Source organism: Pseudomonas grandcourensis, from assembly GCF_039909015.1.
In the GTDB taxonomy this organism is placed as follows: domain Bacteria; phylum Pseudomonadota; class Gammaproteobacteria; order Pseudomonadales; family Pseudomonadaceae; genus Aquipseudomonas; species Aquipseudomonas grandcourensis.
On record NZ_CP150919.1, the window covers coordinates 2,857,362 to 2,883,750 of the forward strand.

A 26,389-nucleotide genomic window follows, 5' to 3' on the forward strand; every position below is an offset into this window, starting at 1 on the left:
GCTTCAAAAAGGTTGTGGCAAGGGAGGATGCGCCTCCCTTGCCTTGAACGTCACAACACCAAATGCGGCAACCACAGTGAGATTGCCGGAATGTAGGTCACGGCCATCAGCACCAGGAACAGCACGCCATAGAACGGCAGCAGGGCTTTCACGGTGGATTCGATGCTGACCTTGCCCACCGCCGACCCCACGAACAGTACCGCACCCACGGGCGGTGTGATCAAGCCGATGCCCAGGTTCACCAGCATGATCATGCCGAACTGCACCGGGTCCACGCCAATACCGAGGATCACCGGCATCAGGATCGGTGTGAGGATCAGGATCAGCGGCGCCATGTCCATGACCGTGCCGAGCAACAGCAGCATGACGTTGATGCACATCAGGATCACGTAGCGGTTGTCCGACAGGGTCAGGAACAGCGTGGTGATCTTCGCCGGGATCTGCATCAGGGTCATGATGTAGCCGAAGCTGGCGGCGAAACCGATCAGGATCATCACGATCGAAATCGTCCGCACGGTGCGGTGCATCAGTTTTGGCAGTTCGCTCCACTTGTAGTCGCGGTAGATGAACATGGTCACGAAGAACGACCACAGCACGGCAATCGCCGCCGATTCGGTCGCGGTGAAAATACCCGACAGGATGCCGCCGAGGATGATCACCATCGCCATCAGTCCCCACAGCGCTTCGCCGCAGATCTTCAGCGCTTCGCGCATCGGAATGACTTCCCCTTTCGGGTAGTCACGCTTCTTGGCGAAGATCAGGCACAGCACCATCAGGCACGCGCTCATCAACAGGCCCGGCACTACACCAGCCATGAACAGCGAGGCGATCGACACCGTGCCGCCGGCGGCCAGGGAGTAGAGAACCGAGTTGTGGCTGGGCGGTGTCAGCAGCGCTTGCACCGAACCGCTGACGGTCACCGCCGTGGCGAATTCCCGTGGATAGCCACGGCGCTCCATTTCCGGAATCAGCACCGAGCCGACCGAGGCGGTGTCCGCCACCGAGGAGCCGGAGATCGCGCCGAAGAAGGTCGAGGCCATGATGTTGACCAGCGACAAGCCGCCGCGCACGAAGCCCACCAGCACCCCGGCAAACGCCACCAGGCGCCTGGACATACCGCCCTCGGCCATGATCGCGCCCGCCAGGACGAAGAACGGAATCGCCAGCAGGGAGAACTTGTTCACGCCCCCGGCTACCTGAATCATCAGCGCCTGGAACGGGATGTCGATCCACCAGGCGCCGATCAGTGCGGCAAACCCCAGGGCGTAGGCGACCGGCATGCCGATCAGGATCAACGCGATAAAACTGCCCAACAGAATAAAAGCGTCCATTCAGGCAGCCCCTTCGTTTTCTTCAACGAGGTCGAAACGCACGACCCGACGGTTGCTCTGGTCACCGAGCAAGAGTTTCTCCAGGACAAACACCAGCGTCAGCACGCCACCCACCGGAATCGGCATGTACGTGATGCCCACCCGCAGGGTCGGCAGGGCGCTCATGAACTGGTTCCAGGTGGACAGGCACAGCTTGCTGCCCCAGATGGCCATGAACAGGCAGATGGTCGCCATCAGCAGTTGCGCGACAATGGCCGCGGCCTTGCGCAGGTGCGGCGGCATGCGGTCGGTGAGCATCGCCACCGCCATGTGCGAACCGGAGCGGTAGCTGGCGGCGGCGCCGATGAAGGTGAACACCATCATCAGCAAAATGGCCGTGGGCTCCGGCCAACTGGAGCCGGTGCCGAGCACGTAACGGGCAAAAATGCCCCAGGGGATCATCAGGGAAATGGCCAGGACCGACAGGCCGGCAACCCAGATGCAGGCCATGTAAATCCTGTCGTTGATACGCAGCAGCAGATTCTTCATCGGGTTCCACCGTAACCGGGCGCGCACTGACGTACACCAACGTCAGCGGCGCCGGGCCTTTCTTGAATGCAGGGAGGGTTACTGAACGGCTTCGATGCGCTTGATCAGATCGGCGTAGGGCGCGCCGTATTTCTCGCGGATCGACGCGGTGGCCTCGTAGAAAGGTTTCTTGTCGACGGTGATGAACTCGACGCCGGCGGCCTTGAGCTTCTCTTCGCTGCTGGCCGATTTCGCATCCCACAGGGTGCGTTCCTGGGCCTGGGCCGCCTTGGCGGTTTTCTTCACCAGGGCTTGTTGCTCGGGGGTGAGCTTTTCCCAGGTGATTTTCGACATCACGATCGGCTCGGGCAGGATCAGGTGGCCGGTCAGGCTGTAGTACTTGGCATTCTGGTAGTGGTTGTGTTCGAGCAGGGTCGGCGGGTTGTTTTCCGCACCGTCGATCACGCCGGTCTGCAGGGCGCTGAAGATTTCGCCGGTGTCCATCGCAATGCCGTTGCCGCCCATGGCGTTGATGGTCTCGATGAACATCGGGTTGCCTTGCACGCGGATCTTCATACCCTTGAGGTCTTCAAGGCTGCGCACCGGTTTCTTGGTGTAGAGGTTGCGCGTGCCGCCGTCCATCCAGGCCAGGGCGACCAGGTTGAATTCGGAGTTGGTGATCTTGTCGAGGATTTCGTCGCCGACCGCCCCGTCGATGACCTTGCGCATATGCGCCTGGTCACGGAACACGAACGGCATGTTGAACACGTTCACGTCCGGCACCACCGGCCCGACGATGCCGAGGCTGACCCGGGCCATCTGCACGGCGCCGACCTGGGCCTGTTCGATCACTTCTTTTTCCGAGCCGAGCACGCCACCGGCGAACATCTTGAAGGTCAGCGCGCCATTGCTGTCGGCCACCAGGGTTTTGCCCAGTTGTTCTTCAGCCACCACGGTCGGGTAACCGGCGGGGTGGATGTCGGCGAATTTGATTTCCAGTGCCTGGGCGGCACCGCTGAGGGAGAAGGCGAAGGGAAGTGCAGCGGCGAGCAAGGTGCGTTTGAAGTCCATGGGGGGTGTCTCCAGTTTTATTGTTTTTTTATTCAAGGCACAGCGATGCAGCAGGAGCGCTTTTTCTTTCGAGAAGGGTCAGTCGTTGAACAGGGGTTCGGGTAAACCTTTGACGCCGGGGTCGAGGGCGAACACGCCACCGGCCAGTGATTGCGGGTCATGGTCGTCGCCGGGGCGGATCGAGGTCACGAACAGCGTGTCCAGTCGAGGGCCACCGAAGGCGCACATGGTGGGTTTTTTCACCGGTACGGCGAGGGAACGGTCAAGTCGGCCGTCGGGGGTAAAACGGTGGATCAAGCCTGCGTCGTTGGCGCAAATCCAGTAGCAGCCATCGGCGTCGACCGCTGCGCCGTCGGGGCGACCTTCATACTGGTTCATGTCCACGAACACGCGGCGATTCGAAGGCGTACCGCTGTCGATGTCATAGTCGAAGGCCCAGATCTGCTGGACCTGAGGGTGAGAGTCGGACAGGTACATTGTGCGCCCGTCCGGGCTGAAAGCGAGGCCGTTGGGCACGATGAAACCGCTCAGTCGGGCCTCGAGCGGCCCGCGCTGCCCGGCGCTGTAGCGATACAACGCACCCTCGGCGGCGTTGGCGCCCATGTTCAGCACCATGCTGCCGGCCCAGAAGCGTCCCTGACGATCGCAGCGGCCGTCGTTCAAACGCATGTCGGTGCGGGCATGGTCGACCTGGGCCAGCCGTTCACTGTCGAGGCTGCCGTCGGTGCGCGGATGCAGGCGGAAGAACCCGCTCTCCATGCCGGCGACCCAGCCGCCGTCACGATGACGTGCGATGCAAGCGAGCATCTCCGGGGTTTTCCAGGCATCCACCTGTCCGGTTGCGGCACTCCAGCGCTGTAAACCGCCGGCGGGAATATCGACCCAGTACAGGGCGTTTTCCTCAGGTACCCAGACCGGGCTTTCACCGACCGCGTTGCGGGCGTCGACAATCAATTCAGCTTGCATGGCAACTCATTCCCTTGGTTTTTGTTGTGGGGATCAAGCAACGCGCGAAGGCTCAGTCACCGAACGGCCCGGCTGCACAGAAGGCGCCGCCCTGATAGAGCCGCGCCGGATCATCGGCGGCTGGCATCGGCTGGGCTTCGACTTTTTCGCGGAACACTTCGGAGCTGTCCTGCGGGGCAAAACCCAGGGCCGTGGCGTAGCGGTTGTCCCACCAGATGTCCTTGTTGTCGGACATGCCATAGACCACGGTGTGGCCGACATTCGGCGTGTACAGGGCGCGCTCGAGCAGTTGGGTCAGGTCGCCGAAGCTCAGCCAGGTGCTCATCATCCGGCGGTTGTGCGGCTCCGGGAACGACGAGCCGATGCGCACGCTGACGGTCTCGATGCCATAGCGGTCGAAGTAGAAGGTGGCCATGTCTTCGCCGTAGGACTTGGACAAACCGTAGTAACTGTCCGGGCGGCGAGGGGAGTGGGCGTCGATGACCTCGTCCTGGCTGTAGAAGCCGATCACATGGTTGGAACTGGCGAAGATCACCCGCTTCACACCGTGGCGCCGCGCGGCTTCGTAGATGTGGAACACGCCGCAGATGTTGGCGCCGAGGATCTCTTCGAACGAGCGCTCGGTCGACACGCCGCCGAAGTGCAGGATCGCGTCCACGCCTTCGACCAGTTGATGCACCGCCTGCTTGTCGGCCAGATCGCAGGGCACGACTTCTTCGCGGTCATCGATGGCCGGCGCGATGTCGACGATGTCCGACAGGCGAATGACATTGGCGTAGGGGCGCAGGCTTTCGCGCAGGACTTTACCGAGGCCACCGGCGGCGCCGGTCAGCAGCAGGCGATTGAAAGGGGGGCGGGCGGTTGCAGTGGTCGTCATGGGAATCCTGGGCGCGCGGTTATTGTTATTGATTCGTTGTAGGTTGTCGTACGACTAAGGCGAAGTATTGTTAGGGTTTCCGGGTCTTGTCAACGCGACATTGGTGGTAATTGACGGAGGGTCGTTTCCTGGAGGTCTGATGCAGTTCTTAAAGTTCCCGCGCACCTTGTGGGAGTGAGCCTGCTCGCGATAGCGGTCTGATTTTCAACATCGAAGTCGACTGACATTCCGTCATCGCGAGCAGGCTCGCTCCTACATTGGCATTGTGTTTACAGCAGGCTGATCGGATAGCTGATGAAAATCCGGTTCTCATCGAATTCGTTGGTGCTGAAGCTCTTGCGAATAGTCGCGTTACGCCATTTCACGTTGAGGTTTTTCAGCGCACCACTCTGCACGGTGTAGGCCAGCTCCGATTCGCGACCCCATTCCTCGCCGTCGGTGATTTTTCCCGTGTGCACGTTGTCACCGCTGATGTAGCGGTTCATCAGGGTCAGGCCCGGAACGCCGAGAGCGACGAAGTTGTAGTCGTGGCGCACCTGCCAGGATTTCTCCCGGGCGTTGTCATAGCTGGAGTTGTAGCTGTCGTTGGCCAGGGTGCCGCCGCTGGTGCCGTTGACCCGCATCCAGACGTCATCGCCGGTGAGTTTTTGCAGGCCGACGGAGAAGGTGTTGCCGCCATATTTGGCCGAGAGCAGGGCGAACGCGGTCTTGTTGTCGAGATCACCGGCCTTGGCGCTGCCGTCTTCCTTGCCGATGAAGTAGCCGAGGTTGGCGCCCAGGGTCCAGTCGCCGACGGGTTGGCTGTGGGTCAGGTTGAAGTATTGCTGCTGGTAGATGTCACTGAGTTCCGAGTACCAGACGCCGACCTGCGTGCGCTTTTCGTTGAACGCATATTCACCGCCGCCGAAGTTGAAACGGTCCGAGGTGAACGCCGCTTTGCCGTTCATGAACATGTCTTCCATACTCGCGTCGTTACGCGGGCTGTTTTTCCGGAATTGACCGCCATAAAGCGTCAGGCCGCTGATTTCGGTGGAGGTCACCTGAGCGCCCTGGAAGGTCTGCGGCAGCGAGCGGCCATCGTCGGAACGCAGGATCGGCAGCACCGGCATCCATTCGCCGACTTTCAATTCGGTTTTCGAGATCTTGCCTTTGAGCGCCACGCCGAGCCGGCCGAAATTGTCGGCGGGGCGGCCATCGCCGTGGATCGGCAACAGCTGCGTGCCACCGGTGCCTTTGCCGCCATCGAGCTTCTGCGAATACAGGCCCAGTACATCGACACCGAAACCCACAGGACCCTGGGTGAACCCGGAGCGGGCATCGAGAATGAAGTTTTGCGTCCACTCTTCAGCCTTGCCCTGAGGGTAGGCCGGGTTGGTGTAGTTGCGGTTGATGTAGGCGTTACGCAGGTTCAGCGTGGCCTTGGCGTCGTCGGTGAAACCTTCGGCCTGGCCAGTCATGGGCAGGACGAGGGCCAGGCCGCTGCAGCCGATCAGGCTCAGGGCATGACGACGGGCAAAGTCTGGACGCGAAGGACGGGCGGAGGAATTGCGGACGAGCTTGCTCACTGTGACGCTCCCTTGTTTCTTGTTTTTATTGTTGTCATACGTCGTCGTACAACATTGGGGGCGATATTTACGGGATTTTCGAGGGTTGTCAATCGGAAGTTATACGATGACTTGATGCAGGCTTCGGGATATCCGGGAACCTGTGGGATAAACCTGTGGGAGCGGGGTTGTCAGCTGGAAATCATGGGGGGCAGGGTGCCCAGCAGCGAGACCGCCGCGACCGCGCCAAGCCCCAGCATCCACTCCAACATCACGCTGGCGCGCAATGCTTGCAGACGCTGCTCGCAATCATTGATCCGCAAGCGATTGAACAACGCCAGGCCCAGCATCGTCGCCACCAACGTAGCCTTGATCAACAGGATCAAGGCGAACCCGCTGAACAACGGTGTCGGCCAGAACGCTCCGGTGAGCACCCGCACATTGATCAGCCCGGTGATCAGCAGCCCGGCGACCAGGCCGTAACCGACGCCGCTGAAGCGCTGCAACATCACGCGGATCGAATGCCCATCGGGTTGACGCAAGATCATCACCAGCAGCATCAGGCCGCCGAGCCAGGCGCCCACGCAGATCAAGTGAATGAGTTGATTGAGGATCAGCAACCGGCCTGCGGTGCCATCGAGCATGGCGCCGTGGCCGACCGGGGCCAGGGTGGCCAACAGCAAGCCGCTGAGGATCAGGCGCAGCGCAAGGCTGGCGCGCAGTGGTGTCAGCAGCAACGCCAGCAACAGCAGGTTGATCAGCAAATGCCAGCGCCAGACCTGACCGAAAAAGGTATTGCCCAGCACCAGGCCCAGGGTCGACGGATCGAAGGCCGCGTCCCAGGCCCCGGCCATGCTCGCGGTAATCAGCAACAACCAGCAGACCCCGCTGGCCAGCGCCACCACGGCCAGCCAACGGCAGGTGCGTGTCAGGCGCTGATCCAGTGCGGTTTCGCCATTTGCCAGCAAGGGCTTGAACAACCAGCCCCCGAACAGCATCAGCACCACGATGAAATGCAGGAAGCGGCACAGCACCAGCGCGCTCGCCATGAATTACTGGCCAACCTTGAAGGCGTAGGCACCTTCGCTTTTGTGGGTGTCGACGGACACGGCGTGCCATTCGACTTTGTAGGCGCCGGCGGTCAACGGCGCGGCCGGGGTGACGATCAGGGTCTTTTTGTCGCTGCCTTCGGTGGTCAGCGCTTTGACCGCCACTGGTGTGCCTTCGCGGGTCAGCGTGACTTTGGTGAAACTGGCCTCGATACCCTCGGAGAACTCCAGGCGCAATTGCGTCGGCGCGGCCACGGTGCTGTCGGCGGCCGGTGTCTGGCTTTTCAGGTGGGCATGGGCAAACACCGAAGAAGCGGCGAGCAGCGAGCCGAGCAGGGCAGTGACGGTCAGGGTTTTCTTGAGCAGCATCGTGGGGACCTCAGGCAGTTTCCAAGTGCGCAGAGTTTAGCTTTACGACAGCGCCAGTACGAAGTTTCGTTTTCCCCTGTCGCCGCGGTCCAGAGCGGATGCTAGTCTTGCTCAACGTTGTTGTCGGGGATCCGCATGGGCAATCACAAGATCGAGATTCGTCGCAGTAACGTCGAAAAAATCCTGCTGGGGGCGGAAAAGGTCTTCGCTGAAAAGGGCTTCGGCAGCACCGCCATGGCCGACATCGCCGCTGAAGTGCAACTACCGCGTTCCAACCTGCACTACTACTTCAGCACCAAGACCGAGTTGTACAGCGCCGTGCTGTTCGACTTGCTGGAAGTCTGGAAGCAGGACGCGCTGTGCTTCGAGATGTTCGATGACCCGCGTGTGGTGCTCAGCAGCTACATCCGCGCCAAGATGAACCATTCCCGCAGCCGGCCTTACGGTTCGAAAGTCTGGGCCAACGAAATCATCCACGGCGCGCCGACCCTCGGCGCAGCACTGGACGCGAGCCTGTACGACTGGGCCAAGATGAAGGAAGCGAAAATCCGTCAGTGGGTGGACGACAAACGCATCCTGCCGGTGGAGCCCTCGAGCCTGCTGTACATGATCTGGGCCTCGACCCAGCACTATGCCGACTTCGATCACCAGGTGAATATTCTCAATGATCATCAGCCGCTGTCCGATATGCAGTTCGAGAAGGCGGTGCAGACGGTGACCAGTGTGATTTTGCGTGGGATTGGGTTGGAGCCGTAGGGCATTATCATGATGCTGCAGTGCTTAGTTAGTTTCTGATTTGTTGTGCCGGATTTTTTGTTTTTTCATGAATTTCGACACTGTATCGCTTTATGGCAAGGATAGTCCTTTTTCTATAAGTTTTCAGGTCTTCAAGTTCGTGTCTCTTTCGGTTGGATGTATGAAAGTTATCTATTTTGTTGCTGAGTTGGTTGTATCTTATTCGTAGTCTTGGAGTTACGTAGGTTTTGAAGTTTTTATCGGCGACTTTTAGGTTGTCATATTTTATTCCGTAGGCCAATTCTCTTTGATATTGTGTCTCGGGTTTTTTAGATTTGTAAACGAGATTGATGGGGAGTTCGTGCTCGAATTCCTCTGGTTGAGAGCCTAACCTTGATATGCCGTGATTGCTCCCTGGTGGTTCTTTGCTTGTTGATTGTTTTGATAGATGGTTTGATCACGCATTAGGTGGTGCTTTTTTGGTTTTCTGAATAGTGGTAGCTGTTGGGTTAATATTATTAAACGGGTTTTTGGTGATTACCGAGGCTCGATAGAGTGGGTTTTTGACGATTATAGGCCTGTGACCTAAAAGCATTCTAATGCGACTGCTACCGCTCGGATCGCTAAAGTTTATTGGGTCATTTTCACAATACGCATACGAATTAATTCCCCCATCACCAAAAGGACTCAATTCATCCGGATTGTTAAAACGCATCAATGCCGGATTAAAAACCCGCTTCCCTTGTCCCAGCAAATAATGACCTGTAATACCGTCAAGGCACTCACCGTTAAACCCGAGCAAGCTGCTCAATCCACTTTCAGCCGGACGGTGTCCGTACGCGGAGTAAGCCATGCGCTCGCGACGGGTCGCTGAAAGGGTTTGCAATACCGAATGCGCCTGATCCGTTGCCAATAGAAGGGTGTCGGTGGCGCCGGCCAGGGTCTGCCGTTGCCCCAGGGGTTGTTCCCCATGGCGAAAGATCGTTTGCTGATCCTCTTCTCCCAGTTCCGTCACCAGGTCGTTCTCTTGATAGAAGCGTTGTGTGAATGTCTGCTCTTGGGCCTGCAAGCCCGCCAGGCGGTCCAGTGGATCGTATTTATAGCGACGCAGAATTTTCATGGGACGAATTCCCTTCGGCTATTTGACGGAATCAGCCTCTGACTTTTTTTGTGGGGCGTCTACTAGCAGAACTGATAGGCAGTGAGGTGTGTTGGCGATGATCGGGGGATATCAGCGCTGGGTGCGGTCGCAAGAGAATGGATTGAAGCTTTGAGGTTTGTGGTGGCTGTACTGGCCTCTTCGCGGGCAAGCCCGCTCCCACAGGTATCTCTGGTGTACACAACATTTGCGTACGACATAAACCACTGTGGGAGCGGCGGTGCGGCGATCCGACTTGCCCGCGAAGGCGCCGGATCAGGCGCCACTCATATCAAGGACTGACGTGATACGGATTCCTCGGATCATGATTCCAGTCCAGGAACGGCTTGCCGTTCTCCACAGGCACCATCTCGATACAGTCCTGCACCGGGCAGGTGATCTGGCACAAGTTGCATCCCACGCACTCCTCATCGATCACTTGATACTTGTGAGTGCCGTCCGCTTGCTTGAGGCTGGCCACGGCCTGGTGCGAGGTGTCCTCACACGCGATATGGCAGCGACCACAACCAATACACGCCTCCTGGTCGATTTTCGCGATCACCTGATAGTTGATGTCCAGGTACTTCCAGTCCGTGGTGTTGCCCACCGCGCGGCCGGAAAACTCCGAAATGCTGGCGTAGCCCTGACTGTCCATCCAGCGCGACAAGCCGTCCTTCATCTCCTCGACAATCCGGAAACCATGCAGCATCGCCGCCGTGCACACCTGCACCGAGCCACTGCCGAGCGCGATGAATTCCGCGGCGTCGCGCCAGTTGCCGATGCCGCCGATGCCGCTGATCGGCAGGCCCTGGGTCTGTGGGTCGCGGGCGATTTCGGCGACCATGTTCAAGGCAATCGGCTTGACCGCCGAGCCGCAGTAACCGCCGTGGGTGCTTTGGCTGCCGACCATGGGGTTGGCGACCATGCGTTCGAGGTTGACGCTGGTGATCGAGTTGATGGTGTTGATCAACGACACTGCATCGGCACCGCCACGGTGGGCGGCGCGGGCGGCGACACGGATGTCGGTGATGTTCGGCGTGAGCTTGACGATCACCGGCAACGAGCAATACGTCTTGCACCAGCGGGTGACCTGTTCCACGTATTCCGGCACCTGGCCGACCGCTGCACCCATGCCCCGTTCAGGCATGCCGTGGGGGCAACCGAAGTTCAGCTCGATGCCGTCGGCGCCAGTGGCTTCTACCAGCGGCAGGATGTGCTTCCAGGATTCTTCGACGCAGGGCACCATCAAGGACACGATCAGCGCACGGTCCGGCCAGTCCTTCTTGACCTGGGTGATTTCCCGCAGATTGATCTCCAGCGAGCGGTCGGTGATCAGCTCGATGTTGTTAAAGCCCAGTACCTCCCGGTTAGCCCCGAAGTGCGCCGAGTAGCGCGACGACACGTTCACCGCCGCCGGGTCTTCCCCCAGGGTTTTCCAGACCACGCCACCCCAGCCGGCCTCGAAGGCGCGGACCACGTTGTAGGCCTTGTCGGTCGGCGGCGCAGAGGCCAGCCAGAATGGATTGGGTGCTTTGATGCCGGCGAAGACAATCGATAGATCGGCCATTTACGCAGCCTCCACGTTGAGCATCAGTTGAGCATTGATCGCCTCGGCGGCGCGCTTGCCATGCTGCACGGCCTGCACGGTGAGGTCTTGATCGAGGCTGGTGCAGTCGCCGCCGGCATACACGCCGGGGATGCTGGTGCGCAGGTTTTCATCGACTTCGATGCGCTCGCCCTGACGCTTGAGTTCACGGGCCAGCGGATCGCTGAGAGCACTGCTGTCGAAGGCCTGGCCGATGGCCTTGAAGATCGCGTCGGCGGCCAGTTCGAAGGTTTCACCGGTGGTTTGCAGGCGGCCTTCGACCAGATGTGTACGGGCGAAACGCATGCCGCGCACGCGGCCGTGGTCGTCGAGCAGCACTTCTTCGGGTTGGGCCCAGGTCATCAGCCGCACCTGATTGGCCTTGGCAATCTCCTGTTCGTGATGGGTGGCGCCCATGTCCTCAACGCCGCGGCGGTACACCAGATTCACGTCGTGGGCACCGAGGCGGGCCATTTGCACCGCCATATCGATGGCGGTGTTGCCCGCGCCGAGGACGATGCAGTGGTCGGCCAGGGGCAGTTGGCTCAGGTCATCGGCCTGGCGCAGTTCGCGGATGTAGTCGGTGGCGGCGAGCAGGCCGGGCGCGTCTTCGTGGGCCAGGCCCAGCTGTTTGCTGGCATTGAGTCCGAGGCCGAGGAACACCGCATCGAACTGTTGGTGCAGTTCGCTGAGGGTCAGGTTCTCCCCGAGCTTCTGCCCGTGGCGGATTTCGATGCCGCCGATTTCCAAGAGGAACTCAAGCTCCTTTTGCGCGTAGTCATCCACCAGTTTGTATTTGGCGATCCCGTACTCGTTGAGGCCGCCAGCCTTTTCCCGCGCCTCGAAGATCACCACGTCATGCCCGTGCATGGCGCTGCGGTGGGCGCAGGACAAACCGGCCGGACCGGCACCCACCACGGCGATGCGTTTGCCGGTGGCGGCAGCACGCTGGAAGGGGTGGGCGCTGAAGTGGGCGTTGTCCACGGCGTAGCGTTGCAGCAGGCCGATCATCACCGGTGCACATTCGTGAGCGTTGTTACGCACACAGGCTTGCTGGCAAAGAATTTCCGTCGGGCAGACCCGGGCGCAACTGCCGCCGAGGATGTTGGCCGAGAGGATTTTCTGCGCCGCGCCTTGCACGTTGTCCTGCGCAATGTTGCGGATGAACGAGGGAATGTCGATCTCGCTCGGACAGGCACTGACGCAGGGCGCGTCGTAGCAATACAGGCAGCGCGAGGCTTCCAGGTGCGCCTGGCGCTCGTTGAGCGGCGGCGCCAGGTCGGTGAAGTGGCCGGCGAGGGCGGCCGCATTCTCTTGGGGATGCGGGAGATGGTCCAGGGTCTTGATCACGGTTTTGGCCTCACGGTTATTTGAGGTGCTGCCTCTGAATGGGCATTGTTTTTTGTGTTGTCTGGGCTGACGTCATCGCGAGCAAGCTCGCTCCCACAGGGATTTGTGAACACTGAAGATCCACTGTGGGAGCGAGCTTGCTCGCGATAGGCCGAAGGCCGCTCTCAGCGTTTCACAGCAACCGGCTGATTCAACTCAGCCCGCTTGCTCAGCAAATCAAACACCGCCGGATACGCCGGCCGCTCGATATACCGCCCGGCTCCACGCTCTGCCCGCAGGTCACCGTCGGCCCAGACCACGCGGCCCTGGCTGATGGTGTGGCTGGGCACGCCGCGCACGGTCTTGCCTTCGAAGATGTTGAAGTCCACCTGCTGATGGTGGGTCTTGGCGGAAATGGTCCGTGTGCCTTGCGGGTCCCACAGCACCAGGTCGGCATCGCTACCCACACGAATCGCGCCTTTGCGTGGGTAGAGGTTGAAGATCTTCGCTGTGTTGGTGGAAGTCAGCGCGACGAATTGCTGCATCGAAAAGCGTCCGCTGTTCACCCCTTCATCCCACAACACCGCCATGCGGTCTTCGATGCCGGCGGTGCCGTTGGGGATTTTGCTGAAGTCATCCTTACCGGCGGCTTTTTGCTCGGCGCAGAAGCAGCAGTGATCAGTGGCGGTGGTGTGCAGGTTGCCCGATTGCAGGCCATGCCAGAGCGCCTCTTGATGGCCGCGAGGACGGAACGGCGGGCTCATCACGTAACCGGCGGCGGTCTGCCAGTCCGGATCGCGGTAGACGCTGTCGTCCAGCAACAGGTGCCCGGCCAGCACTTCGCCGTAGACCGGCTGGCCCTTGCCCCGGGCGTAGGTGATTTCGTCCAGCGCTTCCTTGGTCGAGACGTGGACCAGGTACAGCGGCGTACCCAGGGTTTCGGCGATGCGGATCGCCCGGCTCGCGGCCTCGCCTTCAACCTGTGAAGGCCGCGACAGGGGATGCGCTTCCGGCCCGGTGATGCCCTGGGCCATCAGCTTGCGTTGCAGGTGATAGACCAGTTCACCGTTTTCTGCGTGAACGGTCGGCACTGCGCCCAGTTCAAGGCAGCGTTCGAAGCTCGCCACCAGGGTGTCGTCGGCGGCCATGATCGCGTTCTTGTAGGCCATGAAATGCTTGAAGCTGTTGACGCCGTGCTGGCTGACCAGCTCGGCCATTTCCTCGCGGACCTGTTCGCTCCACCAGGTGATGGCGACGTGAAAGCCGTAGTCCGACGCCGACTTCTCGGCCCAGCCGCGCCACTGATGGAAGGCTTCGAGCAAGGATTGCTGCGGATTGGGAATCACGAAGTCGATGATCGAGGTGGTGCCGCCGGCCAGTCCCGCCGCCGTGCCGCTGTAAAAGTCCTCGCTGGCCACCGTGCCCATGAAGGGCAGTTGCATGTGGGTGTGCGGGTCGATACCGCCGGGCATCAGGTATTGGCCGCTGCCGTCGAGCACTTCGGCGCCAGCAGGGACATCGAGATTTTCGCCGATGGCCTTGATCACGCCGTCTGCGCAATACACATCGGCGCGATAACTTTCATCATGGGTAATAACGGTGGCGCCACGGATCAACAGAGACATTCCGAGTTCCTCGCAGGCAATGACCGGCTTATGCCGGTTCTAGATGTTCTATACAAAAACAGTCAAGACAGATCGATTCCTGTCAGTGCTGTCAGGATTAAACGCTAGCTGCAGTTATTCGAATCGGCAAGAATATTTTTTATAAGCTTATTCAGTTATTAACTAATTGATATTTAACGATTAAATACAAGAGTCACCAAAATGGTGAGGCTGCTCACCATTTTGACGCACTTGACAGGATCGAAAAATAGTCAAGATTTCTTATGTGAAATCAGCTGTTTGAGTATGGTCTATGGTTGATGCGCAGCCATTGAAAAAAGATCAACGCACCAGTTTGAGTCCTGACTGTCCGGACAACTTGCCTGGCATTCCGCCTGAGTGGCCTGACAAGTAGTCGAGTCAGCGAATAAAGCTGATAAACATCAGTTGGTTGCAATGTGTTTATGGAACTGCCCGATGCTTGATCGGGGCACACGGCACGTTTATTGATGCCGCCAGCCCCTGATGAGCAACAATAATCAAAAGAACAGTGGAGCGGCCATGCAACAGATCAGATCGCAAGTGACCGAGCGCGACGGCTTGTTCGAGCTCGAAGCCGGCAGCGATGTCCTCGACAGTCCCCGTTACAACCACGACATTGCACCGACCAAGGTGCGCGAACGCACCTGGAACAAATGGCACATCACCGCGCTGTGGGTGGGGATGGCGATCTGTGTGCCGACCTACACCCTCGGTGGCGTGCTGACCGCGTACTTCGGCCTGAGCGTCGGTGAAGCGCTGCTGGCGATTCTGTTTGCCAACATCATCGTGCTGATTCCCCTGACGCTTAACGCCTTTCCCGGCACCAAGTACGGCATTCCCTTTCCGGTGCTGCTGCGCTCGTCCTTCGGCGTGCTCGGCTCCAACATTCCGTGCCTGATCCGTGCGCTGGTGGCGTGCGGCTGGTTCGGCATCCAGACCATGTTCGGCGGGCTGGCGATTCACCTGTTCCTCGGCTCGGTGTTCGAGGGCTGGAAATCCCTGGGCGGTACCGGCGAGGTCATCGGCTTCATGGTGTTCTGGGCACTGAACCTGTGGGTGGTGATTCGCGGCGCCGAGTCGATCAAATGGCTGGAAACCCTGTCGGCTCCGCTGCTGGTGCTGGTGGGCGCAGGCCTGCTGGTCTGGGCCATGCCCAACGTGTCGATGACCGAATTGCTGGCAATTCCGGCCAAGCGTCCCGAAGGTGCCGGCGTGGCCAGTTACTTCGCCGCCGGGCTGACGGCGATGGTCGGCTTTTGGGCCACGCTGTCACTGAACATCCCGGACTTCAGCCGCTACGCAAAAAGCCAGAAGGACCAGATTGTCGGGCAGATCATCGGACTGCCGCTGACCATGTTCCTGTTTGCCTCCCTCGGCGTGGTGATGACCGCGGCCTCGGTGAAGCTGGTGGGGGTGACGGTGTCTGATCCGGTGACGCTGATCGGCCATATCCAGAGCCCAGTGTGGGTCGCATTGGCCATGGCGCTGATCATCATCGCCACGCTGTCGACCAATACCGCAGCCAACATCGTGTCGCCGACCAATGACTTCCAGAACATCGCGCCCAAGGCGATCAACCGTACCAAGGCAGTATTGCTCACCGGGTTTGTCGGGTTGGCATTGATGGCCCATGAACTGCTGAAAAAACTCGGCCTGATCGTCTCGGACGTCAGTCTCGAAACCGTCTATTCCAACTGGTTGCTCGGTTATTCCAGCCTGCTGGGGCCAATTGCCGGGATCATGGTGGTGGATTATTTCCTGATCAAGAAACAGCAACTGGACCTTGCCGGCCTGTACCGCGATGACGTGTATCCGGCGTGGAACTGGAGCGGGTTCATCGCGTTTGGTGTGCCGGTGGTGTTGACGCTGCTGTCCCTGGGCAGCGATGCGTTCAGCTGGTTCTACAGCTATGGCTGGTTCACCGGCTCGGCGCTGGGTGGGGTTATTTATTACGGGTTGAATGCGATGCGGCCTAGCCCATCTGTTGCGAAATCTGCGGTGTGAACACTGGCCCCATCGCGAGCAGGCTCGCTCCTGCATGTGGAATGCATTCCCCTGTAGGAGCGAGCCTGCTCGCGATGAGGACTTCACAATCACCCAAAAATTGCCTGAAGAAACACACAAGAACAGCCTGAGGAGATCATCATGAACGCAGCCGTAGACGTTCTGCAGTCCAGCCATCAGCACATCAACCGCGACCGCCTGTGGCAATCGCTCATGGAACTGGCCAGGCTCGGCGCGACGGTCAAGGGCGGCGTGTGTCGCCTTGCCCTGACCGACCTCGACCGTCAGGCCCGGGACATCTTCGTCAAATGGTGTATCGATGCCGGCTGCACCGTCAGCATCGATGCCGTCGGCAACATCTTCGCCCGTCGCCCCGGGCGCAATCCCGAGCTGCCACCGGTGATGACCGGCAGCCACATCGACACCCAGCCCACCGGCGGCAAGTTCGATGGCTGCTTCGGGGTATTGGCCGGCGTCGAAGTGTTGCGCACCCTCAATGACCTCAACATCGAAACCGAAGCGCCGCTGGAAGTGGTGGTCTGGACCAACGAAGAAGGCTCGCGCTTCGCCCCGTGCATGATGGGTTCCGGCGTGTTCGCGGAAAAATTCACCCTCGAGGAAACCCTGGCCAAGGTCGATGCCGAGGGCGTGACGGTGGGCGAAGCGCTGAATGCCATTGGCTACGCCGGCCCGCGCAAAGTCAGCGGCCACAAAGTCGGCGCCTACTTTGAAGCCCACATTGAGCAAGGCCCGATCCTGGAAGACGAACGCAAGACCATAGGCGTGGTCATGGGCGCCCTCGGGCAGAAATGGTTTGACCTCAAACTGCGCGGCGTCGAAGCCCACGCCGGCCCGACCCCGATGCACCTGCGCAAGGACGCCTTGGTCGGCGCCGCGGTGATCGTCGGTGCGCTCAACCGCGCCGCCCTCAGCCATCAACCCCATGCCTGCGGCACCGTCGGTTGCCTGCAAGCCTATCCCGGCTCGCGCAACGTTATCCCCGGCGAAGTGCGCATGACCCTGGACTTCCGGCACCTGGAACCGGCGCGCCTGGACTCGATGATCGCCGAAGTGCGCGAAGTCATCGAAACCACCTGCGACGAACACGGCCTGACCTTCGAACTCACGCCAACGGCAGACTTCCCGCCGCTGTACTTCGACAAAGGCTGCGTCGAAGCGGTACGCGGCGCCGCCCAAAGCCTGGGCCTGTCGCACATGGACATCGTCAGCGGCGCAGGCCACGACGCAATCTTCCTCGCCGAACTCGGCCCGGCCGGGATGATCTTCGTGCCCTGCGAAGGCGGCATCAGCCACAACGAAATCGAAAACGCCGCGCCGGATGACCTGGCGGCCGGGTGTGCGGTGCTGTTGCGGGCGATGCTGGCGGCTTCGGCGGCGATTGCCGGCGTCAGTTAAGCAAGTGGCGGATTTACCCCATTGGGTGTGTAAGTACTTAAATAAAAGAAACGGCCTTCTGGCCGTTTTTTGTAGGCGAGAAAAGGCCGCAAGTAGATTCTTGCAGTGAATGCGTCGTTTCAGGCGCAGGAATATTCGAAACCACTGGATACTCAAAAAAAGCAGTTTCAAAAATCCGGTGTGTCGGTGAGTATGCCCGCTATTTGTGCATGTATTAACCGTCGTGCTGTCAGGTTCACCATGGAGAAATGGTTTATGACCATCAAGATCGAGGGGCTGATCGCCAACAAAGTTGGCTTCGCTTCTCACCAAAATGCTGTGCCGGTTCTGCGGGAGCTGACGGTGCACAACCACGGTGAGGCAGATTTCAACGATCTTGAACTGGAGCTTGTGGCAGATCCTCCCTTTCTCGAAGGTAAAACGTGGCGACTGGACCGTCTGAGTAAAGGTTCGACGGTTCATGTTTCCGAGCGCAATTTGGCGCTTAATGCCGGTTATCTTGCCAACCTTGCAGAAAGTCTTGCTGCAACCATCGTTCTGCGTCTTCGCTGCAAAGATGAAACGCTCTCCAGCCAATCGTTTCCGGTTGAGCTTCTGGCAAAAAATGAATGGGGCGGTATTAACTCCATGCCGGAGCTGCTGCCCGCGTTTGCAATGCCGAATGATCCTGCGGTCGATCGAATCTTGAAGTCTGCATCGGACGTTTTGCGTCGTGCAGGAAAAACAGATGGCATTGACGGGTACGAAAGCAAGTCCAGAACTAGGACATGGGAACTGGCCTCCGCGATATGGTCGGCTGTTTGCGGGTTAAGGCTGAGTTATGCGTTACCCCCTGCAAGCTTTGAAACCCAGGGGCAAAAGGTTCGAACACCGGGCCTTGTTCTGGACGGAGGTGTAGCAACGTGCCTGGATACGGCATTGCTTTTCGCGGCAGCTCTGGAGCAGGCCGGGCTAAATGCCCTGTTGATCATGACCAAAGGGCATGCGTTTGTTGGTGCCTGGCTTCAACCACAAGAGTTCTCTCAGCTCATTACGGACGAAGCCAGCGCGGTACGTAAGCGTATCGACTTGAAAGAATTGCTCGTATTTGAAACTACGCTCGCAACCCGTTTTCCTGTGCCGAGTTTCAGTCAGGCGATAAGCAATGCAGAACGGCAAATTAATGATGAAGACTTCATCATGGCCATTGATATACATCGGGCGCGTATGCAGCGCATCCGACCTTTGGCGTCGTCGGTATATCTGCCTAAGTCCGGTGCCACTGAAGAGCCAAAAGAAGTATCAGAGTCTTTGGAAGCAGCCCCCCCTTTGCCTGGCTTCGACATTGAGATATCTACCGATGCAGATTCCCCCGCCGGAAAGTTAACGCTTTGGCAGCGCAAACTTCTGGATCTCACCACACGCAACCGACTTCTTCACTTGCCGGATAGCGCAAAGGGTGTCCGACTGATTTGTCCTGATCCGGCGGAACTGGAGGATCAGCTCGCCAGCGGAAAGCGTATTCGTATTGTCTCGGTGCCAGATCTCGAAGCGGGAGGGCGAGATGCCGCTCTGTATGAGCAACAAAACCGGGAAAGTTTGCGCGATGAGTATGCCAGGACGGCTCTGTCTCGAGGCGAAGTACTTGCCACCCTGGAAAAGAGCAAGCTTGAAGTCGCGTTGATCGATCTCTATCGCAAGGCCCGGAGCGATCTTGATGAGGGGGGCGCCAATACGCTGTTTCTTGCCCTCGGTTTTCTAAAATGGAAAAAGTCGGCAGACGATCCGAAGACCTATTCGGCTCCCCTGATTCTGCTACCGGTGAAGCTTGATCGTAAAAGCGCTTTGTCGGGCGTGACCATGACGCTCCTTGAGGACGAACCGCGCTTTAACCTGACATTGCTTGAGTTGCTGCGACACGATTTCGAGTTGGTCATTCCGGGGTTGGAAGGGGAGCTTCCGAGCGATGAAAGCGGTATCGATGTAGCCGGCATCTGGAATACGGTCAGACGCGCGATCAGGGATGTGCCGGGATTTGAAGTCACCACGGAGCTCGTGCTGGGGACTTTTTCCTTTGCGAAATACTTGATGTGGCAGGATCTGGCAGCGCGTTCGGAACAGCTTTTGAAAAGCCCCATGGTCAAGCACCTGTTGGAAAGGAGCATTGGCGGTGAAGGCTATTCGACTGCGGGTGACTTTCCTCAACCCAACGAACTGGACAGGAAGGTCAACCCTGCAGATCTTTTTACACCTTTACCGGCGGATTCCTCTCAATTGGCGGCCGTCGTTGCTTCGGCCAGCGGTTGTGACTTTGTACTTGACGGGCCTCCTGGTACCGGTAAGTCCCAAACCATTGCAAACATGATTGCGCACAACCTTGCCTTGGGTCGCAGGGTCTTGTTCGTCGCAGAGAAAATGGCGGCACTGGATGTGGTTTATCGTCGACTTGAAGAAAAGGGGTTAGGCGAATTCTGTCTTGAACTCCATTCAAGCAAGACGTCGAAAGTAGAAGTGCTCAAGCAACTCGAGCGAGCGTGGGACGTTCGTGATGCGCTGACTGCTGAAGAGTGGACAGCTGAAACTACGAAGCTGCATAAGCTGAGAAATCGACTCAATGAAGTTGTTGGGCTGTTGCATCGCCGCGCACCAAACGGTTTGTCCGTGCATCAGGCCATTGGTCGGGTTGTTCGGGATGGCGATGCCTCGATACCACGTATTGGATGGCCAGAGGGCACAACTCATGACGCCTATGTCTACGCTCGCTTGCACGATGTCGCCAGACGTCTCGATCTGAATAGCCAGGCTGCACGAGAGCTGTCTGCAAGCTTTTCACTGTTGGCCCCTACGGATTGGTCGAACGGATGGCAGGAAGCAATTGTTGTTGCAGCGAGTGATCTTCCGGGCGCTATCGAGCGACTTAAGGTCGCCAGCACCAGTTTGCTGAAAGCAACCGACCTTCCACTGGCGGTCGCGAGTAGCGAGGATATCGAACGACTGGTGCAGTTTGTCGCCGTTCTGATTGATGCTTACGGCATTGATCTTTCATTCGCCTTTACGCTGAACGCGAGCGCGAAGATCGGTGCTGCCAAAAAAGCTGCTCAACTACTCGCAGAATATCGAGAAATCGAACAGTCGCTGTCCCTGCGGTATGCGCCGGATGCGTGTCGCACTATCAACCTTGAACAGGTTAAAAACGATTGGGATACGGCGAAGGCTAAATTCTGGTTCCTGGCTACGCTCGGTAAAAAGAAGGTCGCTAAAAGTCTGGCAAGGGCAGGGGGGGCCGACGGAGTTCCCCAAGTTGAGTCGGACCTGATCAAGCTCAACGAGCTGTGTAACTTGCTTACAGCTCTGGACGGCTTGGCTGCAGATGTGAGTTCCGTACCTGGATGGAACGGCGTGTCCAGTGATGCGCCAACCATGGCTGCAGCGTGCGAGTTGGGCGAACGGCTAAGGACGATGATCAGCTCGAGAGCCGAGTCTGCCGAAGATCTGATTTCCTTGCGCGCCGCTACTGAAAAGCTTGTCGTAAAAGCCAATGAGTTACTGGGCGGCGGGGGTTTCATTGCTTCGGCATTGCAGCAGTTGAAAAATGCACTCGCTGACTTCAACGAAACTGCCAAACGATTCAAAGATTTGGGCAACCGGCGATTTGAGGAAAAGCTGACGATTGAATCTCTGCTGGAGGCTGCCAATGCAATCATCCGCCAGGAATCAAAGCTGAAGGCCTGGTGTGATTGGTGTCGAGTCAGGGAGGAGGCGGTAGCGTCGGGGCTTCAACCTTTGAGTGATGCGTTGGCGTCGAACGCATTGCCCGAAGGTGGCACTGTCAATGCTTTCGAAACGGCCTATGCTCGCTGGTTTGCGACCGTGATGATTGATGCACAGCCGTTGCTGCGAAACTTCGTACCCGCCGAGCACACAAGCGATATCGAGGCGTTTGTTCGTCTTGATGAAGAGTTGTCCACACTCACAGTGCGGTACATACGAGCGAAACTGTGTGGTTTGATTCCATCGAAGAACGAGATTGGCAAGCAGGGCGGCTTTGGCGTTTTGAAGCATGAATTGCAGAAGTCCCGCCGCCACAAACCCGTGCGACAACTGGCTGTCGAGATGGGGGACGCTATGTCGAAGCTTGCCCCTTGTATGCTCATGAGTCCGCTTTCGATTGCACAGTATCTACCGACGGACCTGGCTCTTTTCGATCTCGTTATTTTCGATGAGGCTTCGCAAATCGGGCCTTGGGATGCCATTGGTTCGATTGCAAGAGGCAAGCAGATAGTGATTGCGGGAGATCCCCGGCAAATGCCCCCGACGAATTTCTTCAATCGTGCTGCGTCCGCGACAGAGGATGATACGTCGGAAGATATGGAAAGCATCCTGGATGAGTGTCTCGGCGCGGGTATTCCAAGCCATAGCCTTAGCTGGCACTACCGTAGTCGTCATGAAAGTCTGATTGCATTTTCAAACCACCGTTACTACGACAGTAACCTGATTACTTTCCCTGCAGCTGTGACCCGCGCAAGCGCAGTGGAATGGCGACGTGTCGATGGCGTTTATGCGAAAGGTAAAGGGCGACACAATCAGGCAGAAGCCGAGGCAATCGTTACTGAAACCGTGAAGCGTCTGTTGGACCCAGCGTTTGTCGCTGCCGGTCATAGCATCGGGATCATTACGCTTAACACGGATCAGCAGAGACTTATTACTGATTTGCTGGACAGGGCGCGGCAGCAGGTTCCGCAGATTGAGCCGTTTTTCCAGGATGATATCGCTGAACCTGTCGTGGTCAAGAACCTGGAAACTGTGCAGGGCGATGAGCGAGATTTGATCATGTTGGGTATTGGGTACGGTCCGACCGAACCCGGTGCTCAGGTCATGTCGATGAACTTCGGTCCCTTGAACAAGGAGGGTGGGTGGCGCCGCTTGAATGTTGCGATTACGCGTGCGCGTAGGGAAATGTTGGTTTTTTCGTCCTTCGATTCGTCAATGGTCGATTTGAACCGTACCAATGCCCGGGCCGTACGCGATTTGAAGCACTTTATCGAGTTTGCGCAACGTGGCCCAAAGGCACTTGCCGAGGCGGTGCAGGGATCTGTAGGTGGCTATGATTCGCCATTTGAAGAGGCTGTTGCTCAAGGACTAAGGCGCAAGGGTTGGCAGGTGGTGCCTCAAATTGGTGTATCTCGTTTCCGAATTGACCTGGGGATAGTCCATCCGGATCGACCGGGCGACTATCTCGTTGGTGTCGAATGCGATGGCGCGACCTATCACAGTGCAGCTACAGCGAGAGATCGTGACAAGGTTCGTAGCGCAATCCTTAAAGGACTGGGATGGAAGCTGGTTCGACTGTGGTCTACCGAATGGTGGATTGACAAGTCTGGAGCGCTTGATCGTTTACATGCGTCACTCGAGAGCCTGTTGCGTGAGTCGCGCGCAGTATCTGCGGTAGCACAGCCCCAGGATCTACCGGTTCCCAATCTGCTACTCGTTCAGGCTCCGTCGGCAGTCGCTACCGTTGATCAGGCAGAGGCGATTGTCAGTCCTCCCGTTCAGGATTTTCTTGTTGATGAGAAGGCAGAACTCAAGATTGCCGGCGCGTTTGTTGCTCAAGCCAAGCCTGAAATGAAGGGAGAATATCGCGCCACAGACTTCACGAATGTGAGCGATCGGATTAAGGCCGACGCCTTCTATTCTCCAGAGTACGACGTTGTTCTCTCGGATTTGATTGCTCATGTGCTAGCGCAAGAAGCTCCAATTCTCGATTCGTTATTGGTTCAGCGGATTGCCAGGGCTCATGGTTTTCAACGCTCTGGACGTCTGATTCGTGAACGGGTACTGGATCTGACGGAGAAAAATCATCACCTGAGAAGCGACCCCGTCGACGGCCTGTTCGTCTGGCATAACGAGAGCGACGTTGCCAGCTGGAACAGTTATCGGATTGCAGGCGCGTCAAATGATGCACGGTCAGTGGAAGAGATAGCCGCTGAAGAATTACTGGTCGTTGCGTCCTTGATTTCGGCAGGTGATAGACCGCAGGAAATCGCCAAGGCATTCGGTGTGAAGCGTTTGACGAGTGCTGCGCGTGAGCGAATAGAGTTGGTTATGAAGTCAGGAACAGGTGTATAGGTGGCGATTGCCAGCGGATCACTGATGACCTGATCTACTTGACGTGCACTGAATTTTTCAGTGCACGTCACAAACCTCAATCCTCATTCGTCATCCTGTTGAATCCCTCAATCAGTGGAGCAACGCGATGTCGTCCAACACCCAAGCGGTCAACCTGCTGCAAGCGATCCCACAGGTTTTCGAGAGCCTGACCCAGGTCCATGTCGCACTCGATCAACATGATCTCGATCCCACCCTCAAGCACTTGATCCACCTGCGCGCCTCGCAGATCAACCAGTGTGGTTTCTGCGTAAAAATGCACACCCGCGAAGCCCGGGAAGCCAATGAAAGCAACGAGCGCCTGGATCGCCTGATCGTCTGGCGTCACGTCAGTGATTTCAGCCCTGCGGAGCGCGCCGCGCTGGCGTGGACCGAAGCTTTGACCGTGCTGGATGAAAAAACCGATTACGCCAGCCTGCGCGCTGAACTGAGGGCGCATTTCAACGACCAACAGATCGGCGCCTTGACGGCCGAGATCGGGATGATCAACCTGTGGAACCGCTTGCAGGTGTCGAGGCACTGATTGATGAACTGCGCTGAAAACGTTGCCACTGTGTTCGAGCAGCATCGACCCTTTTTGCTTGGTCTGGCCTATCGCATTCTCGGTTCGCGCGCCGAAGCCGAGGATGCGGTTCAAGAGTTGTTCATCAAGTGGCTGGAGGCTGAACGGGCCTCCATCGCCACGCCAGCCGCCTGGCTGACCACGGCCTGCACCCGACACTGTATCGATGTGCTGCGCTCGGCGCACAAATCCAGGGTGGACTACATCGGCACCTGGCTGCCGGAGCCGATTCACACGACCCATCAGGACTCACCCGAACACAGGCTCGAACTGGCCTCGTCATTGTCCACGGCGTTCATGTTGCTACTGGAGCGCCTGACACCCAAGGAGCGCGCGGCGTACCTGCTCCACGAGATCTTCGACTTGGATTACCCGCAGGTTGCCGATGCGGTCGGGGTGCAGGAAGCCGCTTGCCGCAAACTGGTGTCTCGGGCCAAGGCAAGTCTTGGCAGCGGACACGCCCGTTACCAGCCCGAACCGGTGCGCCAATCCCAATTGCTGGGTGCGTTTCATTGCGCAATCGCCAGCGGCTCGACCGCTTCTTTGAGCACCATGCTGAGCGAAGACGTTGAGCTCTGCGCCGACAGCGGCGGCAAGGCCCCGGCCATTCGCGAAACCCTGTCGGGTATCACTCGCGTTCTGGATTTCATCGGTCAGTCATTGCATAGCTATTGGCAGGCGTGCGATTGGCTGCCCACTGAAATCAATGGTGCCCAAGGCGTCATCATCAAGGCCGACGGCTACATCACGGCATCGATGACCTTTGGCTTTGATGAGGCGGGGCGGGTGAGCCAAATCTTCATCATGCGTAATCCCGAGAAGCTGGCGAAGCTGGAGGCATCGTTGAATCTGCAATAGTCAAACGACCACCGGCCCATCCAGCTTTCCACTGACCGACAAATCCGCCAGGTGAATCGGCTTGCGCCGATGCCTGAGCATCCCGCCCTGGCGTTGATTCATCACCGCCGTCATCTCCGAGAGTATCGACAGCGCCACGTTTTCCGGTGCATCACCACCCAGGTCGAGGCCCATCGGGTAATGCAGGGTTGAGGTGCCCGGACCGATTTCAGCCAGCAAGCGCTCGGTGCGTTCCTTCGGGCCGAGTTGGCCAAGGTAGGCGGGCGAGGCTTGCAACAGTTGCCCGAGCCAGTGCCGGTCCTGGCGATAGCTGTGGGTCATCACGCTCACGGCGGCGCCGTCGGTCAGGGGGCGCAGGTCGAACGGGTTGTCGAGGCTGGCGAAGATCACCGCATCGGCCTGGGGGAAGCGTTCGGGGCGGGCGAAGTGGCTGCGACTGTCGATGACCGTGACATGCCAGTTCAGCAGTTTGGCCATGCGCACCAGCGGCTGCGCGTCGTGGCCGGCACCGAAGATCACCAGGCGAGGTGGCGGGGCGATGTATTCGAAGAACACTTCTACTTCGCCGCGGGCATCGGTGTAGAGGCGTATCGATGATTTTTTCTGCGCCAGTGTCTTGCGCAGGTCATGGCGGATCGCGATTTTCAGTGGCAGGTTGCGCAGGGTGCCATCGGTGTCGGACAGCAGGCGGTCACCGACTCGCGCCGAGGCATTGCGAGACGTGGCGATCACCGTGGCCATGGCGGCCGGTTGTTGACTGTCGCGCACGCGGCGCAACAGTTCGATTGCAGGTGAGGGCGATTTTGCGTGCAGGCGTTCGAGCATGACGAAGACCGTGCCGTTGCAACCCAGGCCAAAGGTCAGGGCACTTTGCTCATCGTCTTCGTCCTCGGTGGCACCCGTGCTATAGCGGCGCACTACGGGGTCGCCGGAGTCGGTGAGCCACCAGGCTTTTTTCGCCAGGTCCTGCTCCAGGCAGCCGCCGCTGACGGTGCCGACGGTACGGCCGTGCAGGGGAATGAGCATGCGCGCGCCGGGGCGGCGATAGGCCGAGCCTTCGACCTTGACCACGGTGGCGAGGATGGTTTCTTCGCCGGCCTGGGCGGCGGAGTCGATGGCTTGTAGAAGATCATTGAGGCCGGACATGGCAGTAAATCCTGAGCATTATGGAGATCCCTGTGGGAGCGAGCTTGCTCGCGATGGGGCCGGTAAATTCAACATCGATGTTGATTGATCGGACGCCATCGCGAGCAAGCTC

The 26,389-nt window shown here is 58.6% G+C and carries 19 protein-coding genes; 6 read left to right on the plus strand and 13 right to left on the minus strand.

Annotated features, from left to right (window positions below; genetic code table 11):
- Positions 1-50 precede the first annotated feature (50 nt).
- From AABM52_RS12920 to copC, 8 genes are all read right to left on the minus strand, one after another.
- Positions 51-1,331 carry a TRAP transporter large permease gene (locus AABM52_RS12920; RefSeq protein ID WP_102671357.1) on the minus strand — a complete coding sequence of 427 codons (1,281 nt, stop codon included), beginning with the start codon at positions 1,329-1,331 and terminating at the stop codon, positions 51-53.
- Positions 1,332-1,859 carry a TRAP transporter small permease gene (locus tag AABM52_RS12925; RefSeq protein ID WP_347912124.1) on the minus strand — a complete coding sequence of 176 codons (528 nt, stop codon included), beginning with the start codon at positions 1,857-1,859 and terminating at the stop codon, positions 1,332-1,334.
- A gap of 78 nt (positions 1,860-1,937) precedes the next feature.
- Entirely contained in the window at positions 1,938-2,909 is a 972-nt protein-coding gene (locus tag AABM52_RS12930; RefSeq protein WP_347912125.1) for a TRAP transporter substrate-binding protein, read from the minus strand.
- Positions 2,910-2,987: 78 nt separating this feature from the next.
- On the minus strand, positions 2,988-3,875 hold the full coding sequence (locus AABM52_RS12935) for an SMP-30/gluconolactonase/LRE family protein (RefSeq protein WP_347912127.1): 888 nt from the start codon (positions 3,873-3,875) through the stop codon (positions 2,988-2,990).
- A gap of 52 nt (positions 3,876-3,927) precedes the next feature.
- Positions 3,928-4,752, minus strand: a complete 825-nt coding sequence (locus tag AABM52_RS12940; protein WP_347912129.1) for an NAD(P)-dependent oxidoreductase — start codon at positions 4,750-4,752, stop codon at positions 3,928-3,930.
- 269 nt (positions 4,753-5,021) lie between these two features.
- The gene (locus tag AABM52_RS12945; RefSeq protein WP_347912130.1) at positions 5,022-6,317 is read right to left on the minus strand and encodes an OprD family porin; all 1,296 of its coding nucleotides are present in this window, start codon (positions 6,315-6,317) and stop codon (positions 5,022-5,024) included.
- Between the two features lie 170 nt (positions 6,318-6,487).
- Positions 6,488-7,345 carry a copper homeostasis membrane protein CopD gene (copD, locus tag AABM52_RS12950; protein ID WP_347912131.1) on the minus strand — a complete coding sequence of 286 codons (858 nt, stop codon included), beginning with the start codon at positions 7,343-7,345 and terminating at the stop codon, positions 6,488-6,490.
- 3 nt (positions 7,346-7,348) lie between these two features.
- Positions 7,349-7,714 (minus strand): copper homeostasis periplasmic binding protein CopC, encoded by a 366-nt coding sequence (gene copC / locus AABM52_RS12955; protein WP_347912132.1) that lies wholly within the window; start codon positions 7,712-7,714, stop codon positions 7,349-7,351.
- Between the two features lie 135 nt (positions 7,715-7,849).
- Between copC and AABM52_RS12960 the strand changes: the two genes are divergently transcribed.
- The gene (locus tag AABM52_RS12960; RefSeq protein WP_008017494.1) at positions 7,850-8,470 is read left to right on the plus strand and encodes a TetR/AcrR family transcriptional regulator; all 621 of its coding nucleotides are present in this window, start codon (positions 7,850-7,852) and stop codon (positions 8,468-8,470) included.
- Positions 8,471-8,906: 436 nt separating this feature from the next.
- Here the strand turns inward: AABM52_RS12960 and AABM52_RS12965 are convergent, their stop codons facing one another.
- From AABM52_RS12965 to hydA, 4 genes are all read right to left on the minus strand, one after another.
- Complete coding sequence (locus AABM52_RS12965; protein ID WP_347912133.1) at positions 8,907-9,569, minus strand: RHS repeat-associated core domain-containing protein; 663 nt, start codon at positions 9,567-9,569, stop codon at positions 8,907-8,909.
- Positions 9,570-9,879: 310 nt separating this feature from the next.
- A complete protein-coding gene (gene preA, locus AABM52_RS12970) occupies positions 9,880-11,154 on the minus strand; it encodes an NAD-dependent dihydropyrimidine dehydrogenase subunit PreA (RefSeq protein WP_347912134.1) in 1,275 nt (424 codons plus the stop codon).
- Positions 11,155-12,522: an NAD(P)-dependent oxidoreductase gene (locus AABM52_RS12975; RefSeq protein ID WP_347912135.1), complete on the minus strand. Its 1,368-nt coding sequence runs from the start codon at positions 12,520-12,522 to the stop codon at positions 11,155-11,157.
- Between the two features lie 164 nt (positions 12,523-12,686).
- Positions 12,687-14,126 (minus strand): dihydropyrimidinase, encoded by a 1,440-nt coding sequence (hydA, locus tag AABM52_RS12980; RefSeq protein WP_347912137.1) that lies wholly within the window; start codon positions 14,124-14,126, stop codon positions 12,687-12,689.
- A 540-nt stretch (positions 14,127-14,666) separates the two neighbouring features.
- Here hydA and AABM52_RS12985 point away from each other — a divergent pair.
- The 5 genes from AABM52_RS12985 to sigJ all read left to right on the plus strand — a co-directional run bounded on the left by AABM52_RS12985 (position 14,667) and on the right by sigJ (position 25,131).
- Positions 14,667-16,151, plus strand: a complete 1,485-nt coding sequence (locus tag AABM52_RS12985; protein ID WP_347912138.1) for an NCS1 family nucleobase:cation symporter-1 — start codon at positions 14,667-14,669, stop codon at positions 16,149-16,151.
- A gap of 141 nt (positions 16,152-16,292) precedes the next feature.
- Complete coding sequence (locus AABM52_RS12990) at positions 16,293-17,567, plus strand: Zn-dependent hydrolase (RefSeq protein ID WP_347912139.1); 1,275 nt, start codon at positions 16,293-16,295, stop codon at positions 17,565-17,567.
- Positions 17,568-17,822: 255 nt separating this feature from the next.
- Complete coding sequence (locus AABM52_RS12995) at positions 17,823-23,672, plus strand: DUF3320 domain-containing protein (protein WP_347912140.1); 5,850 nt, start codon at positions 17,823-17,825, stop codon at positions 23,670-23,672.
- Between the two features lie 127 nt (positions 23,673-23,799).
- Complete coding sequence (locus tag AABM52_RS13000; RefSeq protein ID WP_347912141.1) at positions 23,800-24,234, plus strand: carboxymuconolactone decarboxylase family protein; 435 nt, start codon at positions 23,800-23,802, stop codon at positions 24,232-24,234.
- 3 nt (positions 24,235-24,237) lie between these two features.
- Positions 24,238-25,131: an RNA polymerase sigma factor SigJ gene (gene sigJ, locus AABM52_RS13005; RefSeq protein ID WP_347912142.1), complete on the plus strand. Its 894-nt coding sequence runs from the start codon at positions 24,238-24,240 to the stop codon at positions 25,129-25,131.
- Here the strand turns inward: sigJ and AABM52_RS13010 are convergent, their stop codons facing one another.
- Positions 25,132-26,277, minus strand: coding sequence for an XdhC family protein (locus AABM52_RS13010; protein WP_347912143.1), 1,146 nt, complete (start codon positions 26,275-26,277; stop codon positions 25,132-25,134).
- Positions 26,278-26,389 lie beyond the last annotated feature (112 nt).